The sequence below is a fragment of the Streptomyces sp. NPDC002092 genome, assembly GCF_053593775.1.
Map to the genome: position 1 here is coordinate 196,403 of NZ_JBSFDG010000015.1, position 15,981 is coordinate 212,383.

The window sequence follows — 15,981 nt, forward strand, 5'->3', positions numbered from 1 at the left end:
ACGCCTCTGACCAGCCGTTATGCGACCTACATATGCAAGAACCTTTAAGTAAGAAGGCAGCGAAATCACCGATGCCGGAGTACTCTCGTCCGCTAGACCACTTGGCCCTCCGTGGACTAGACCAAATGAGCTGGCGACGGTATACAGAAGGGATCACGAAGTGACCCGCATCCGGAGCCGGGAAGGCAGAGCATGAGCAGCGACGTCAGCAGTGCGGAGACCGACGGCGGGGCAGGTGTCCGAACCGCGCGCGTGCCCAAGTACTACCGCCTGAAGAAACACCTGCTCGACATGACGGAGACGCAGTCCCCCGGCACTCCGGTACCGCCCGAGCGCACCCTCGCCGCCGAGTTCGACACCTCGCGCACGACGGTGCGGCAGGCACTGCAGGAGCTGGTCGTCGAGGGCCGCCTCGAACGCATCCAGGGCAAGGGCACCTTCGTCGCCAAGCCGAAGGTGTCCCAGGCGCTCCAACTCACCTCGTACACCGAGGACATGCGCGCCCAGGGCCTGGAACCCACCTCGCAGCTGCTGGACATCGGCTACATCACCGCCGACGACCGCCTCGCCGAGCTCCTCGACATCACGGCAGGCGGCCGGGTGCTCCGTATCGAACGCCTCCGCATGGCCAACGCCGAGCCGATGGCGATCGAGACGACCCACCTGAGCGCGAAGCGCTTCCCGGCGCTGCGCCGCTCGCTGGTCAAGTACACGTCCCTCTACACGGCGTTGGCCGAGGTCTACGACGTCCATCTCGCCGAGGCGGAGGAGACCATCGAGACCTCACTGGCCACCCCGCGCGAGGCGGGCCTGCTCGGCACGGACGTGGGCCTGCCGATGCTGATGCTCTCCCGCCACTCGTACGACAAGACGGGCGAGCCGGTGGAGTGGGTGCGGTCTGTTTATCGGGGGGACCGATACAAGTTTGTTGCCCGGCTCAAGCGGCCTGCGGAGTAGAGCCTGGCGGGGTGTGGGTCGGCCGGGGGTCCGGGGGTCATCCCCCGGGACAATGCAGCGTGGCCCGTCTGAAGCGCCCTCAGGACTGATTCGCCGTAGTACCGAACGCGGTGTAGCGCTTGCGCGACTCCTGTTCTACGGTCCTCCCGACTCCGTCTGGACGGGAGGACCGCCTCGTGCGTACCGCGAACGTCCGCTCCATCGTCATCTGGACCCTCGTCGCCCTGGTCTCAGCGGCGGGCTGGTCCGTGCTCGCGCTCTCCCGGGGCGAGAGCGTCTCGGCCGCCTGGATGGTCGCGGCAGCCCTCGGCTCGTACGCGATCGCCTACCGCTTCTACGCGAAGTTCATCGCGCACAAGGTGCTCAAGGTCGACGGCACCCGGGCCACCCCGGCCGAACGCCTCGACAACGGCATCGACTTCCACCCCACCGACCGCCGTGTCCTGCTCGGCCACCACTTCGCGGCGATCGCGGGTGCCGGACCCCTGGTCGGTCCGGTGCTGGCCGCGCAGATGGGCTATCTGCCCGGCACGATCTGGATCATCGCCGGCGTGGTCTTCGCGGGCGCGGTCCAGGACATGGTGGTGCTGTTCTTCTCCACGCGCAGGGACGGGCGTTCGCTCGGCCAGATGGCCCGCGAGGAGATCGGCCCCTTCGGGGGTGCGGCCGCGCTGATCGCCGCCTTCGCCATCATGATCATCCTGCTCGGGGTGCTGGCGCTGGTCATAGCGGATGCGGACGGACCGTCAGGAGGAGGACCCGCGCCAGGGTTTCCGCTGCCGCTGACAGCGATGTCGGGCTTTCACGGAATCGACATACCGATATGCGGACGAGGTCTTCCGCTCCCGTGACACCGTGACCTAGATTGCCTGCGCATTACACAAGTGATCAGTACGGGTGATCAGCGAGGGGACGGAGCCGGTATGTCAGATGTGTCCGAGGCGAGACCACCGGTGGTGACACCGGTCCGCGTGGTCATCGCCCTCTGTCTCGTGGCGCCCTTCGTGGCGATGCTCTGGGTGGGTTCCTACGCCAAGACGGACCCGGCGCTCGGCGGCATCCCGTTCTTCTACTGGTACCAGATGCTGTGGGTGCTGATCTCCACGGCGCTGACCATGACGGCGTACAAGCTGTGGCAGCGTGACCAGCGCGCCCGCGCCGCACAGAAGGGCGGTGCGGCGGAATGAACCACGGCGTGAACGGCGTCGCGCTCGGCGTCTTCATCTTCTTCTTCCTGGCCGTCACGGTCATGGGCTTCCTGGCCGCGCGCTGGCGCAAGGCCGAGAACGAGCAGAGCCTCGACGAATGGGGCCTGGGCGGCCGGTCCTTCGGCACCTGGATCACCTGGTTCCTGCTCGGCGGCGATCTGTACACGGCGTACACCTTCGTCGCCGTACCCGCGGCGATCTACGCTGCGGGCGCGGCGGGCTTCTTCGCCGTGCCGTACACGATCCTGGTGTACCCGCTGATCTTCACCTTCCTGCCCCGCCTGTGGTCGGTCTCGCACCGGCACGGGTACGTGACCACCTCGGACTTCGTGCGCGGCCGCTTCGGCTCGAAGGGGCTGTCGCTGGCGGTGGCCGTCACCGGCATCCTGGCGACGATGCCGTACATCGCCCTGCAGCTGGTGGGCATCCAGGCGGTCCTCGACGTCATGGGGATCGGCGGCGACGCGGGCTCCAACTGGTTCGTGAAGGACCTGCCGTTGCTGATCGCCTTCGGTGTGCTGGCGGCGTACACGTACTCGTCGGGTCTGCGCGCGCCCGCGCTGATCGCGTTCGTGAAGGACGCGCTGATCTACATCGTCATCGCCGTCGCGATCATCTACATCCCGATCAAGCTGGGCGGGTTCGACCACATCTTCGCCAAGGCGGGCGAGGCCTTCAGCGCGACCAACCCGGCGACGGGGAAGCCGCGCGGGGCGCTGGTCCCGGCCGAGGCGAACCAGTGGACGTACGCCACGCTGGCGTTGGGCTCCGCGCTCGCGCTGTTCATGTACCCGCACTCGATCACCGCGACGCTGTCCTCGAAGAGCCGTGACGTGATCCGGCGCAACACCACCATCCTTCCGCTGTACTCGCTGATGCTGGGCCTGCTCGCGCTGCTCGGCTTCATGGCGATCGCGGCGGGGGTCAAGGTCACCAACGGGCAGCTGGCGATCCCTCAGCTGTTCGAGGACATGTTCCCGAGCTGGTTCGCGGGCGTGGCCTTCGCGGCCATCGGGATCGGCGCCCTCGTCCCGGCGGCGATCATGTCGATCGCGGCCGCGAACCTCTTCACCCGCAACATCTACAAGGACTTCATCAAGCCGGACGCGACGCCGGAACAGGAGACCAAGGTCTCCAAGCTGGTCTCGCTGCTGGTGAAGGTGGGCGCCCTGGTCTTCGTCCTGACGATGGACAAGACGGTCGCCATCAACTTCCAGCTGCTGGGCGGCATCTGGATCCTGCAGACATTCCCGGCCCTGGTCGGCGGCCTGTTCACGCGCTGGTTCCACCGCTGGGCGCTGCTCGCGGGCTGGGCGGTCGGCATGGTCTACGGCACCCTCGCCGCGTACGGCGTCGCCTCGCCCACGCAGAAGCACTTCGGCGGCTCCAACGCGGCGATCCCCGGCATCGGCCAGATCGGCTACATCGGCCTCACGGCGTTCGTCCTGAACGTTCTGGTGACGGTGGTCCTGACCTTCGTACTCAAGGCCCTGAAGGCCCCGGAGGGCGTCGACGAGACGAAGCCGGACGACTACACGGCGGACGCGGGCGACCCGGGCGTCCAGGTGGAGCTGCCGCCGGCGACGGCGGGCGCGTCCCACTAGCGGTCACGGCGATCAGCGGGCCGTCGGAGAAATCCGGCGGCCCGTTGTCGTACCCGTCCGGCAGACTCGGGACCATGGACATCGTGATCAGACAGGCGGAACCCGGTGAGTACGAGGTCCTCGGTGAGATCACCGCCCAGGCCTATCTGCAGGACGGCCTGCTCACCTTCGGTGAAAGCGACTGGTATCTGGCCGAGTTGAGGGACGTCGCCAAGCGGGCGGCAGCCGCGGAGGTGCTGGTGGCCGACCTGGGCGGCCGGCCGATCGGCGGCGTCGCCTACGTCCCGTCCGGCGGCCCCATGGCGGATCTGGCCGGCCCGGGAGAGGCCGAGATACGCATGCTGGCCGTCGACCGGGCAGCGCGCGGCCGAGGCGCCGGAGAAGCCCTCGTACGCGCCTGTGTCGACCGGGCAAGAGCCGCGGAGTGCTCCGGCATCGTCCTGTGCACCCAGCCCGTCATGCACGCCGCCCACCGCATCTACGAGCGCGCCGGCTTCGTCCGCGCCCCCGAGCGCGACTGGAAGCCGATCCCGGGCGCCGAGTTCACGCTCCTCACCTATGAGTTGACACTCTGACACGCTCCGAAGTCGCCGCGACACAACATATGGGGGTGCTGTCCTCACCCGGCACAAGATGTATGCTCATGCTCGCTGTCGCCGCAGGGGAATCCGGTGTGAATCCGGAACTGTCCCGCAACGGTGTACCCATAGGTGTTCGCGCGCATATGGGCGTCAGTCCGAGGACCTGCCGACGGTGTGCCCGGCCCATCCGGCCCGGGTGCTTCGACGTCCGGGCCTCGTGGAGTGGGCCGGTGGACGCGACGCCGTGTGCGCTCGTGACTGCCCCCTGCCCTCCGCAAGGCCCCCGTGCCGAGCGAGGGAGAGCCTCACGTGACCATCGCGCCAGCAGACCCGGTTTCAGCCAGCGCCGCCGTGTCCGACGACGGCCTGGGAGCCGCGCTGCTGCGGACCCTGACCGAGCTGACCGCCGACCTCCCCGACGCCGACCCCGGCCGGGTCGCCGCCGCCGCGCTGCGCGGCCGGTCCGCCCGTGCGGACGAGACGCAGCTGCGCGAACTGGCCACGGAGGCGGCGGCCGGGCTCATCTCGGAGGACCCCGCGTACAGCAGGCTGGCAGCCAGGCTGCTGACGATCGGCATCGCCGCGGAGGCCGCCTCGCAGGGCGTCATGTCGTTCACGGAGTCCGTCGCCGTGGGCCATCGGGAGGGGCTGATCGCCGACCGCACGGCCGAGTTCGTACGGGTCCACGCCCACCGCCTCGACGCGCTGATCGACCTCGAAGCCGACGACCGCTTCGGCTACTTCGGCCTGCGCACGCTCCACAGCCGCTACCTGCTCCGGCACCCCCTCACCCGCAAGGTCATCGAGACGCCCCAGCACTTCATGCTGCGGGTGGCGAGCGGACTGGCCGAAGACACTGCATCTGATTCAAAGACGGGCAGCCGCTCGGTGGACGAAGTGGCCGCGCTCTACGGCCTGATGAGCCGCCTCGACTACCTTCCCTCCTCCCCCACCCTCTTCAACTCCGGCACCCGGCACCCCCAGATGTCGTCCTGCTACCTCCTCGACTCCCCACTCGACGAGCTGGACTCCATCTACGACCGCTACCACCAGGTCGCCCGCCTCTCGAAGCACGCGGGCGGCATCGGTCTGTCGTACAGCCGCATCCGCGCCCGCGGCTCCCTCATCCGCGGCACCAACGGCCACTCCAACGGCATCGTCCCGTTCCTGAAGACCCTCGACGCCTCGGTCGCCGCCGTGAACCAGGGCGGCCGGCGCAAGGGTGCGGCCGCCGTCTACCTGGAGACCTGGCACTCGGACATCGAGGAGTTCCTGGAGCTGCGCGACAACACCGGTGAGGACGCCCGCCGTACGCACAACCTGAACCTCGCGCACTGGGTCCCGGACGAGTTCATGCGCCGCGTGAACGCCGACGGGCAGTGGTCCCTGTTCTCCCCGGCGGACGTGCCGGAGCTGGTGGACCTGTGGGGCGAGGAGTTCGGCGCCGCCTACCGCAGGGCGGAGGAGGCGGGGCTCGCGAAGAAGACCATCCCGGCCCGCGACCTCTACGGCCGCATGATGCGCACCCTCGCCCAGACCGGCAACGGCTGGATGACCTTCAAGGACGCCGCCAACCGCACCGCCAACCAGACGGCCGAGCCGGGCCATGTCGTCCACTCCTCCAACCTCTGCACGGAGATCCTGGAGGTCACGAACGACGGCGAGACGGCGGTCTGCAACCTGGGCTCGGTCAACCTCGGCGCGTTCGTGGCCGGTGGGGACATCGACTGGGAACGGCTGGACGAGACGGTCCGCACGGCCGTGACCTTCCTGGACCGCGTGGTCGACATCAACTTCTACCCCACCGAGCAGGCGGGCCGCTCCAACGCCCGCTGGCGCCCCGTGGGCCTGGGCGCGATGGGCCTCCAGGACGTCTTCTTCAAGCTGCGCCTGCCGTTCGACTCCCCCGAGGCCAAGGCCCTGTCCACCCGTATCGCCGAGCGCATCATGCTCGCCGCGTACGAGGCCTCCGCCGACCTCGCCGAGCGGAGCGGACCGCTGCCGGCCTGGGAGAAGACCCGTACGGCCCGCGGCGTCCTGCACCCCGACCACTACGACACCGAACTCACCTGGCCGGAGCGCTGGGCGGCCCTGCGGGAGCGCATCGCGACCGTCGGCATGCGCAACTCGCTCCTCCTCGCGATCGCCCCCACCGCGACCATCGCGTCGATCGCGGGCGTGTACGAGTGCATCGAGCCGCAGGTCTCCAACCTGTTCAAGCGCGAGACGCTCTCCGGCGAGTTCCTCCAGGTCAACTCCTACCTGGTGAAGGACCTCAAGGAGCTCGGTGTCTGGGACGCCCGCACCCGCGAGGCCCTGCGCGAGGCGAACGGCTCGGTGCAGGACTTCACCTGGATCCCGGCCGACGTACGCGCCCTGTACCGCACGGCGTGGGAGATCCCGCAGCGCGGCCTGATCGACATGGCGGCGGCCCGCACGCCGTTCCTCGACCAGTCCCAGTCCCTGAACCTGTTCCTGGAGACGCCGACCATCGGCAAGCTCTCCTCGATGTACGCGTACGCCTGGAAACAGGGCCTGAAGACGACGTACTACCTGCGCTCCCGCCCGGCGACCCGCATCGCCCGCGCCGCCCGGGCCACCGTCCCCGTCCAGCAGGCGGCCGACCCCGAGGCCGTCGCCTGCTCCCTGGAAAACCCCGAGTCCTGCGAGGCCTGCCAGTGATGACCAGCACCACCCGTTCCCAGAACCTTCTCGACCCGGGCTTCGAGCTGACCCTGCGCCCCATGCGCTACCCGGACTTCTACGAGCGCTACCGGGACGCCATCAAGAACACCTGGACCGTGGAGGAGGTCGACCTCCACTCGGACGTCGCCGACCTCGCGAAGCTCACGCCCGCCGAGCAGCACCTGATCGGCCGCCTCGTCGCCTTCTTCGCGACGGGGGACTCGATCGTGGCGAACAACCTGGTCCTGACCCTGTACAAGCACATCAACTCCCCGGAGGCGCGCCTGTACCTGTCGCGCCAGCTGTTCGAGGAGGCAGTGCACGTCCAGTTCTATCTGACCCTCCTGGACACCTACCTGCCCGACCCGGAGGACCGCGCCGCCGCCTTCGCGGCCGTCGAGAACATCCCCTCCATCCGTGAGAAGGCCCAGTTCTGCTTCAAATGGATGGACTCGGTGGACAGCCTGGACCGTCTGGAGTCCAAGGCCGACCGCCGCCGCTTCCTGCTCAACCTGATCTGCTTCGCCGCCTGCATCGAGGGCCTGTTCTTCTACGGGGCCTTCGCGTACGTCTACTGGTTCCGCAGCCGGGGCCTGCTGCACGGCCTGGCCACCGGCACCAACTGGGTGTTCCGCGACGAGACGATGCACATGTCCTTCGCTTTCGACGTGGTCGACACCGTCCGCAAGGAGGAGCCGGAGCTCTTCGACGACCAGCTCGAGCAGCAGGTGACGGACATGCTGCGGGAAGCCGTCGAGGCCGAGCTGCAGTTCGGCCGCGACCTGTGCGGGGACGGTCTGCCCGGCATGAACACCGAGTCGATGCGCCAGTACCTGGAGTGCGTCGCCGACCAGCGCCTCACCCGCCTCGGCTTCGCCCCGGTGTACGGCTCCGAAAACCCCTTCTCCTTCATGGAGTTGCAGGGCGTCCAGGAACTGACCAACTTCTTCGAGCGCCGGCCTTCGGCGTACCAGGTGGCGGTGGAGGGCACGGTCGACCTGGACGAGGACTTCTGACGCCTCCGGCCGTGATATGCCGGGAGGGTGATCAGCCGTCTCCCTCTCGATGACCAACTCGACTCCCTGTGCGCGGTGTTGTCCCGCAACAGCGTCCTGACCGAGGTGCTGGAGCGGGCCGCGACGATGGCGCTGCCCGGCTGGTACCTCACCGCCGGGTGCCTCTTCCAGACCGTCTGGAACGTCGTCACCGACCGGCCGCCCACCGCCGGCATCAAGGACTACGACGTCTTCTATTTCGACGCCGGTGACCTGTCCTGGGAGGCCGAGGACGCCGTGATCAAGGCCGGCCGGGAGATCTTCGCGGATCTCCCGGCCGAGGTCGAGATCCGCAACGAGGCACGCGTGCACCTCTGGTACGAGGACAGGTTCGGAGTGCCGTGCCCGCCGTACGAGTCGAGCGAGGCGGCGATCGACAGCTTCGCCGCCACGACCTGCTGCCTGGGGGTACGGCTGGAGGCCGGCGGCCGGTGGCGGGTCTACGCACCGCACGGCCTCTCCGACGTCTTCAACCTCGTCGTGCGGCCGAACCCCGTGCTCGCCCCGCGTTCCGTATACGAAACCAAGGCCGCGCGCTGGCGCGAGCAGTGGCCGGAGCTGACCGTGCTGGACTGGCCTCGCCGGGACTCGTCCATGGAGCGTCCATAGGGCCTCCATCGGACGGCCATGGACCTCCCACGGAGCGGCAAAGTTCTTCCGGCCCATCTGTTCCGGGCTCCTCGCCTCCGGCTACTTTCTGGCCGTCCTGCCATGTGCACACAACACCGGCACAGGATGTTCGAAGTGTCATGCCCATGACGGCGCCCCGCCGCCGCTACGCGCGTCACAGGCCTGCCACCAGCGTCGAGAACCCCACTCCAACGACGGAGGCAGTACCCCCATGCGTGAGAAGCCCAGACGGAGCCTGCGAAGACTCCTGGCCACCGCCATACCCGCCCTCGCTCTCGGCCTCGCCGGCCTCGTGGCCGCACCGGCGCACGCGGCACCCGTGGCCGCGCACCCCACCCGGACCGCCCAGAACGCCAAGGCCCTCACCTCCCCCGAGCGGCAGACGTTCCACTCGACCGGCAAGGCCGGCCAGAAGGTGCCGACCCAGCACCTGTGCGCCACCGCCGCCCCCGGCCACGCGTCCTGCTTCGCCCAGCGCCGTACCGACATCAAGCAGCGGCTGGCCTCCGCGGTCGCCGCCGCCGCGCCCTCCGGCCTCTCCCCGGCCAACCTGCACAGCGCCTACAACCTGCCCTCGACGGGCGGCTCGGGCCTGACGGTTGCCGTGGTGGACGCCTACAACGACCCCAACGCCGAGTCGGACCTGGCCACTTACCGCTCGACGTACGGCCTGTCCTCCTGCACCAAGGCCAACGGCTGCTTCAAGCAGGTCAGCCAGACCGGCTCCACCACCTCGCTGCCCACCAACGACACCGGCTGGGCGGGTGAGGAGGCGCTGGACATCGACATGGTCAGCGCGGTCTGCCCGAACTGCAACATCATCCTGGTCGAGGCGAACTCCGCGAACGACACCGACCTCGGCATCGCCGAGAACGAGGCCGTGTCGCTCGGCGCGAAGTTCGTCTCCAACAGCTGGGGCGGCTCCGAGTCCTCGTCCCAGACCAGCGAGGACACCTCGTACTTCAAGCACCCGGGTGTCGCGATCACCGTCTCCGCCGGTGACTCCGCCTACGGCGCCGAGTACCCGGCGACCTCGCAGTATGTGACGGCGGTCGGCGGTACGGCCCTGTCCACGTCCTCCAACTCCCGCGGCTGGACCGAGTCGGTGTGGCACACCAGCTCCACCGAGGGCACCGGCTCCGGCTGCTCCGCGTACGACCCGAAGCCGAGCTGGCAGACCGACAGCGGCTGCAGCAAGCGCATGGAGGCCGACGTCTCCGCGGTCGCCGACCCGGCCACCGGTGTCGCGGTCTACGACACGTACGGCGGTTCCGGCTGGGCGGTCTACGGCGGCACCAGCGCCTCGTCGCCGATCATCGCCGGCGTGTACGCCCTGGCCGGCACCCCCGGCTCCGGCGACTACCCGGCGAAGTACCCCTACAGCCACACCGGCAACCTGTACGACGTGACCAGCGGCAGCAACGGCTCCTGCTCCACGGCGTACTTCTGCACCGCCGAGACCGGCTACGACGGCCCGACCGGCTGGGGCACCCCGAACGGCACCACCGCCTTCACCTCGGGCAGCACCTCCGGCAACACGGTGACCGTCACCAACCCCGGCAGCCAGTCCACCACCACGGGCAGCTCGGTCAGCCTGCAGATCAAGGCCACCGACAGCGGGGGCGCGGCTCTCACCTACAGCGCGAGCGGCCTGCCGACCGGGCTGTCGATCAGCAGCTCCAGCGGCCTGATCTCCGGTACGGCGTCCACCGCGGGCACCTACCAGGTCACCGTCACCGCCAAGGACTCGACCGGCGCCTCCGGCTCGACCTCCTTCAGCTGGACCGTCGGTTCCGGCGGCGGCACCTGCACCTCCTCGCAGCTGCTCGGCAACCCCGGCTTCGAGTCGGGCAACACCACCTGGACCGCGTCCAGCGGTGTCATCACCAACTCCAGCAGTGAGTCGGCGCACGGCGGTTCGTACTACGCCTGGCTGGACGGCTACGGCTCCTCGCACACCGACACGCTGTCCCAGTCGGTGACCGTGCCGAGCGGCTGCAAGGCGACCTTCACCTTCTATCTGCACATCGACACCGCGGAGACCGGCTCCACCGCGTACGACAAGCTGACGGTCAGCGCCGGTTCGACCACCCTGGCGACGTACTCGAACCTCAACGCCGCCTCCGGGTACGCCCAGAAGTCCATCGATCTGAGCTCCTACGCGGGCTCGACCGTCACCCTGAAGTTCAGCGGTGTCGAGGACTCCTCGCTCCAGACCAGCTTCGTCGTCGACGACACCGCCGTCACGACCAGCTGATCCCGATCGATCCTGTGTGACCCCGAGCCCCGGTCGCCGCCTTCGCGGCCGGGGCTCCGGTGTGGATCCGGACGCGGGGGTCACACGTCACAGAGGTGAGGAGGCCCCCCATGCGCCGAACGATCCGCCACACGACACTCGCCCTCGCGGCACTGACCCTCGCCCTGGCCGGCTGCGGCAACCAGACCGACAGCGGCAAGGGCGGCGACGGCAACAACGTGTCGTCCTCCCCCACCCCCAGGAAGAGCCCGCCGGCCAGTCCGACGCCGAGCCCCTCGGGCGGCTGCACGACGGAGTCGACGCTCGGTGCCGCCGACAGCGGCCGTACGGTCTGTCTGGCGGTGGGCGACACCGTCCGGATCAGCCTGGACGGAACCGCGAAGCGGCCCTGGAAGCCGGTCACGGCGAGCGGCTCGGTGCTGCGGGCGGCCAACAGCGGCTTCGTCCTGCAGCCCGGCGATGCGAGCGCGGCCTTCAAGGCCGTGGCGGACGGGAAGACCCGGCTGCAGTCCACGCGGCCGCTGTGCGCCAAACAGCCCGGCCAGGTCTCGTGCCTGGGGATTCAGGAGTGGTGGGTCACCGTGGTGGTGAAGTAGCGCTGCCGGCGGGCGGGACGCCCGTCGGGGCCGAGGCCATCGGCCTCCCGGCGGGCCTGCTCGGCCTCGCGAATCTGCCGGTCGATGCGACGGTCGCGCGCGATACCGAGCACGGACGGGAGGACCAGGAGAACGAGGAGGGCGAGAACGGTCAGCATTCCGATCAGTCCTTCGAGGTGTGCCGTATCCATGGACACCACTGTCGCGCCGATAGCTCCTGACAAACAGTGGCAGGACTGCCGTGGACCCTCGAAATACTGCCAATGGCAAGGCACACTGGTGGCATGCTGCAGAACGTCGCCGCCGTCGTCCTGGACGGTGTGAACCCCTTCGAACTGGCCGTGGTCTGCGAGGTGTTCGGCACCGACCGCAGCGACGACGGACTGCCCGTCTACGACTTCGCGGTCGCCTCGGCCGAGGGTCCGGTGCTGAGCACCCGTGCCGGCTTCTCCATGAACGTCGAGCACGGTCTGGAGCGGCTGGAGGAGGCCGACCTCATCGCCGTGCCGGCCGGCGCCCGCTTCGAGACCCGGGAGTTCCCGCCCGAGCTCCTTGACGCGCTGCGGCGCGCGGCCCGCCGGGGCGCCCGCATCCTCAGCGTCTGCTCCGGCGTCTTCGTGGTCGCCGCGGCCGGGCTGCTCGACGGCCGGCGCTGCGCCGTGCACTGGCACCACGCGGAGGAGCTGGCGCGGGCGTACCCGCAGCTGACGGTCGAGCCCGACGTCCTGTACGTGGACGAGGACCCGGTGATCACCTCGGCGGGCACCGCCGCAGGCATCGACGCCTGTCTGCACATCGTGCGCAAGGAGCAGGGCCCGGAGGTCGCGAACAAGATCGCCCGGCGGATGGTGGTGCCGCCGCACCGGGACGGCGGGCAGGCGCAGTACATCGAGCGGCCGCTGCCCCGCTCGCACGGCGACACCGTCGCCGAGGTGCTGGTGTGGATGGAGCGGCACCTCGACGAGGAGGTCACGGTCGAGCAGCTCGCCGACCGCGCCCATATGTCGCCGCGCACCTTCGCCCGCCGCTTCCAGCAGGAGACGGGGACGACTCCCTACCGGTGGATCCTGCGGCAACGCGTGCTGCTGGCCCAGCGGTTGCTGGAGGGGACGGACGAGACGGTGGACGCGATCGCGGGCAGAGCGGGGTTCGGCAACGCGGCGGCACTGCGCCACCAGTTCGTCCAGGCGATCGGGACGACCCCGAACGCCTACCGGCGCACCTTCAGGGGCCCGGAGGCGGCCGCCTGACCGTCACCGGGGCCGCCTCAGTCGTTCGCGACGACGGGGTAGCGCGGCTCGTTCTCGGCCATCTGCCTGAGCGCGTCCTTGCGCTCACGCTTGGACAGGCGGTCGATGTACAGGTAGCCGTACAGGTGGTCGGTCTCGTGCTGCAGGCAGCGGGCGAAGTAGCCGGTGCCGCGGACCTTGATCGGGTTGCCCTTCTCGTCCTGGCCGGTCACCTCGGCGTAGTCGGGACGGGCGAGCGGTGCGTACGCGGTGGGCACGGACAGGCAGCCCTCGTTGCTGTCGTCCAGGCGGCGCCGCTCGGCGGGCAGGTCGACCAGCTTGGGGTTGCAGACGACACCGACGTGCCGGACGCCCTCGTCGTCGCCGCAGTCGTAGACGAAGACCTTCAGGTCGACGCCGATCTGGTTGGCGGCCAGACCCACGCCCTCGGCGGTGCGCTGCGAGGCGAACATGTCCGCGACCAGCTGCTGCAGCTCCTCACCGAACTCGGTGACGTCCTTGCACTCCTTGTGCAGCACCGGGTTGCCGACGACCGTGATGGGCCGCGAGGTCCCGGCCGCCCGCCAGGCGTTCTCGCGCTCCTCGGCCTCCTCGGTGTCGATGACGAAGCCGTCGTCGTCCACGGGAAGCACGCCCACGTGCTGCTGATCGGTGTCCTGCTGCGCCATGACCGACGTATGCCTTCCTAAACCAAACCAAGGGGTGAAGTTGCTGCTACAGGGTACGGGTAGCGCCCCTCAGGGGGCGCGGGGAACTGCGCGACCAGCCACGACGAGCCCGCACCCGGCCGCGATCCTCAGCACACCTCTTCGAGATCCCGCCAGTCCCGCGAATCCGGACTGTCCGCAACCCACCCGTCCAACAGCCCCCTGACCAGGGAAGCCGGGGCCGCCACCCCGCACTCCCGCTCCGGCACCCACAACTGCCCGTCCGTGCGATGCCCCAACGGCCCCGGATGCCCGGGCTCACTGTGATCATGAGGATCCAGATGTTCCCCGTCACCTTCATCGGACGGCATCCGAGACTCCGAGCACATACGACATAGCAGGCGCACGGAGGACGACCAGTCCTCCGCGGCAAACCCCGCGTCCGCGGCCAACTGCTCCAGCGCATCCCGATCCGCCTCGGTGGCGGCTTCAAGCAGCACCACCCACGTCGGCACCGGCGACGGCGCCCACAGCTCGATCTCGTCGAACACCGGGTACGCATGCCCGGCGGCGGTGGTGCGCTCACCATGGGGCACTCCGTCGTGCAGCACGACCTCACCCCACCGCCGTCCGGACGACGGCAGCGGAATCGACAGCACCTCGATGCGCGCGGGGTCCAGCCGCCTCCCCCACACGACCTCGGCCTCCCCCTCAGGGGACAGCCGTACGGCGGCGCTGCCCAGCTCCATCCCGACCGGCTCGCCGTTCGCCGCGGCAGCCCCCGGCACCCGCAGCCCGTACGCCTGCCAGGACCGCCGGGCCAGCGGCCAGTCCTGCAGGGCGGTGGCCGCGATGCCGACGTTCCACCAGTCGGGGGCGCCGGTCTCCCGGTCGAGCAGCGCGACGGCGCGCAGGCCTGCCGCGCGGGCCTGCTCCCAGTCGTGCCGGAACTTGTGCAGCAGGGCGAGGTTGAACCAGGACTCGGAGAGCCAGGGCTCCAGGTCGGCAGCACGTGTCAACAGAGCGCCCGCGTCCTCGTACCGGCCGTCGCCGATCAGCGTGAACGCGCGGTCGGTGGCCTGCCGCCAGGAGGCGGAGGGCCGGTGCCGTCCCTTGCCGAAGATCCTCACGATTCCCTGCCAGTTCCGTGGAGTGGGCTGGCTAGTGCTGCCCCCGGACACACCCTCTCATTCGCATCCAACCACGTACGGCTGGAAGGGCGCTCATTACCCATGGGTTACCCAGCCGCAGGCAGGGTCAGACAGTCCCGTGCGAGGACCCGGGCCAGCGATTCCACCACTTCGGGCGCATAGTCCCCGGCGGTGGCGAGCCGCAGCTCCTCCAGCGCCGTGAGGGGCCCGCCGGGCCCGGCGTCGCGTGCCTTCTCGTCGTATGCGTTGACGGCCCGCACGATCCGGGCGGCAAGGGGCTGCTCCCGGTAGGGGTCGGCCTGCCGCTCGACGACCACGGCGACCGCCGGGTCGACCCCGGTCTGGCGTACGACGGCCCCGCCGAGCAGGGCGATGCGGCGCTGCTCGGCCGAGGGAAGGCCCGCGGTGGCGCCCGCCGGTACCGGGTCGACCAGGCTGAGCTGGCCGATGTCGTGCATGAGGGCGGCGTACTCCAGCACGGTCAGTTCGGGCCGGGTGAGCCCGAGGTCACGTCCGACGGCACGGCTGAGGGCGGCCACCCGGCGGGCGTGCCCGGCGGGGGTGTACCCGGCGATCTCGGTGGCGCGGGCGAGGGAGGTGATGGTCTGCCGGTAGGTGGTCCGCACGGCCGCGTACCGCTTGAAGGACAGCTGGGTCAGCAGCAGCGGCAGCGAGAACACGGGCAGCGCCCACAGTCCGACGACGGCGACCGCGAGGGCCATCACCGCGCCCGTGGCGCACACGGCGGAGCCGATGCCGAGGAGGGCGTGCAGTTCGTCCCGCAGCAGCGGGCCGAAGGGCCACTGGGTGCGGGAGTGGGCGAGCGCGGCGGCGAGTACGGCGTCGCACAGTGCGGTGAGCGCGAGGAGGGCGAGGAGCAGCAGGGCGTAGGCGGGGCCGTGCCATTGGCCGAACACCCCCCGGTTGTACAGGGGTTGGAAGCAGACGGCGGCGAATCCGACGGTGAGCACGCGCCGCGCGAGGTGGTCGAGCACGGGTCCGCGTCCGCGGGCGATGTGCGGCACGCTGCCGATGAGGGCGGCGGCGAGGACGACGGCGACGACCTGGGTGACGCCGTGGTGGGTGGGCTGCCCGGCGTCCTCCCCGAGCAGGGCGTACGACATCGCCCCGGCGGCCCCGAGCGGCGCGGCCTCCCTGACCCGGGCACCGGTCCAGCGGCTGAGCTCGCCGACGGTGACGAGCAGCCCGAAGGCGAGGGCGGTGGGCCGCTCCTCCAGGCCGGTGTGATGGGTGACGGCGAGGGAGACGGCGGCGAGGAGGCCGGCACAGGCATGAATGAGAAGCGTCAGCGGCGACCGGGCGCTCATCCGCGGGCTCCGGGGGCGCGCATCCCGGGGTC

General features: G+C 69.9%; 14 protein-coding genes, 1 pseudogene and 1 riboswitch. Of the genes and pseudogenes, 11 read left to right on the top strand and 4 right to left on the bottom strand.

Translation table 11 applies throughout. From position 1 onward, the window contains the following. Positions 1–192: 192 nt before the first annotated feature. The 10 genes and pseudogenes from ACWCRD_RS31905 (at position 193) to ACWCRD_RS31950 (ending at position 11,573) form a co-directional block, all read left to right on the top strand. On the top strand, positions 193–957 hold the full coding sequence (locus ACWCRD_RS31905; protein ID WP_450969213.1) for a GntR family transcriptional regulator: 765 nt from the start codon (positions 193–195) through the stop codon (positions 955–957). A 176-nt stretch (positions 958–1,133) separates the two neighbouring features. Beyond that, a pseudogene (locus ACWCRD_RS31910) lies at positions 1,134–1,695 on the top strand (carbon starvation CstA family protein); the annotation flags it as partial. Positions 1,696–1,880: 185 nt separating this feature from the next. Continuing rightward, positions 1,881–2,144, top strand: coding sequence for a DUF3311 domain-containing protein (locus ACWCRD_RS31915; protein ID WP_450969214.1), 264 nt, complete (start codon positions 1,881–1,883; stop codon positions 2,142–2,144). After that, positions 2,141–3,769 carry a monocarboxylate uptake permease MctP gene (gene mctP, locus ACWCRD_RS31920; protein ID WP_450969215.1) on the top strand — a complete coding sequence of 543 codons (1,629 nt, stop codon included), beginning with the start codon at positions 2,141–2,143 and terminating at the stop codon, positions 3,767–3,769. The genes ACWCRD_RS31915 and mctP overlap by 4 nt, the downstream gene beginning before the upstream one ends. A 74-nt stretch (positions 3,770–3,843) precedes the next feature. Continuing rightward, positions 3,844–4,344 carry a GNAT family N-acetyltransferase gene (locus tag ACWCRD_RS31925; protein ID WP_450969216.1) on the top strand — a complete coding sequence of 167 codons (501 nt, stop codon included), beginning with the start codon at positions 3,844–3,846 and terminating at the stop codon, positions 4,342–4,344. A gap of 62 nt (positions 4,345–4,406) precedes the next feature. Then, positions 4,407–4,535, top strand: a riboswitch (cobalamin riboswitch). 124 nt (positions 4,536–4,659) lie between these two features. Beyond that, a complete protein-coding gene (locus ACWCRD_RS31930) occupies positions 4,660–7,032 on the top strand; it encodes a ribonucleoside-diphosphate reductase subunit alpha (protein WP_450969217.1) in 2,373 nt (790 codons plus the stop codon). Then, positions 7,032–8,051, top strand: coding sequence for a ribonucleotide-diphosphate reductase subunit beta (locus tag ACWCRD_RS31935; RefSeq protein WP_450969218.1), 1,020 nt, complete (start codon positions 7,032–7,034; stop codon positions 8,049–8,051). The genes ACWCRD_RS31930 and ACWCRD_RS31935 overlap by 1 nt, the downstream gene beginning before the upstream one ends. Positions 8,052–8,078: 27 nt before the next feature. Continuing rightward, positions 8,079–8,699: a nucleotidyltransferase family protein gene (locus tag ACWCRD_RS31940; RefSeq protein ID WP_450969219.1), complete on the top strand. Its 621-nt coding sequence runs from the start codon at positions 8,079–8,081 to the stop codon at positions 8,697–8,699. A 232-nt stretch (positions 8,700–8,931) separates the two neighbouring features. Further along, complete coding sequence (locus ACWCRD_RS31945; protein WP_450969220.1) at positions 8,932–10,977, top strand: putative Ig domain-containing protein; 2,046 nt, start codon at positions 8,932–8,934, stop codon at positions 10,975–10,977. Positions 10,978–11,087: 110 nt separating this feature from the next. Then, entirely contained in the window at positions 11,088–11,573 is a 486-nt protein-coding gene (locus ACWCRD_RS31950) for a hypothetical protein (protein WP_450969221.1), read from the top strand. On the opposite strand, the gene ACWCRD_RS31955 is transcribed toward ACWCRD_RS31950, so the two are convergent. Beyond that, the gene (locus ACWCRD_RS31955; RefSeq protein WP_450969222.1) at positions 11,540–11,764 is read right to left on the bottom strand and encodes a hypothetical protein; all 225 of its coding nucleotides are present in this window, start codon (positions 11,762–11,764) and stop codon (positions 11,540–11,542) included. The genes ACWCRD_RS31950 and ACWCRD_RS31955 overlap by 34 nt on opposite strands. A gap of 93 nt (positions 11,765–11,857) precedes the next feature. On the opposite strand from ACWCRD_RS31955, the gene ACWCRD_RS31960 reads away from it, so the two are divergent. Beyond that, entirely contained in the window at positions 11,858–12,823 is a 966-nt protein-coding gene (locus ACWCRD_RS31960; protein WP_450969223.1) for a GlxA family transcriptional regulator, read from the top strand. A 17-nt stretch (positions 12,824–12,840) separates the two neighbouring features. Here ACWCRD_RS31960 and def read toward each other — a convergent pair whose 3' ends face one another. The 3 genes from def to ACWCRD_RS31975 form a co-directional block, all read right to left on the bottom strand. Then, entirely contained in the window at positions 12,841–13,491 is a 651-nt protein-coding gene (gene def, locus ACWCRD_RS31965; protein ID WP_450969224.1) for a peptide deformylase, read from the bottom strand. 128 nt (positions 13,492–13,619) lie between these two features. Then, positions 13,620–14,600 carry a tetratricopeptide repeat protein gene (locus ACWCRD_RS31970; protein WP_344405375.1) on the bottom strand — a complete coding sequence of 327 codons (981 nt, stop codon included), beginning with the start codon at positions 14,598–14,600 and terminating at the stop codon, positions 13,620–13,622. A gap of 107 nt (positions 14,601–14,707) precedes the next feature. Then, on the bottom strand, positions 14,708–15,949 hold the full coding sequence (locus tag ACWCRD_RS31975; RefSeq protein WP_450969225.1) for an HD-GYP domain-containing protein: 1,242 nt from the start codon (positions 15,947–15,949) through the stop codon (positions 14,708–14,710). Positions 15,950–15,981 lie beyond the last annotated feature (32 nt).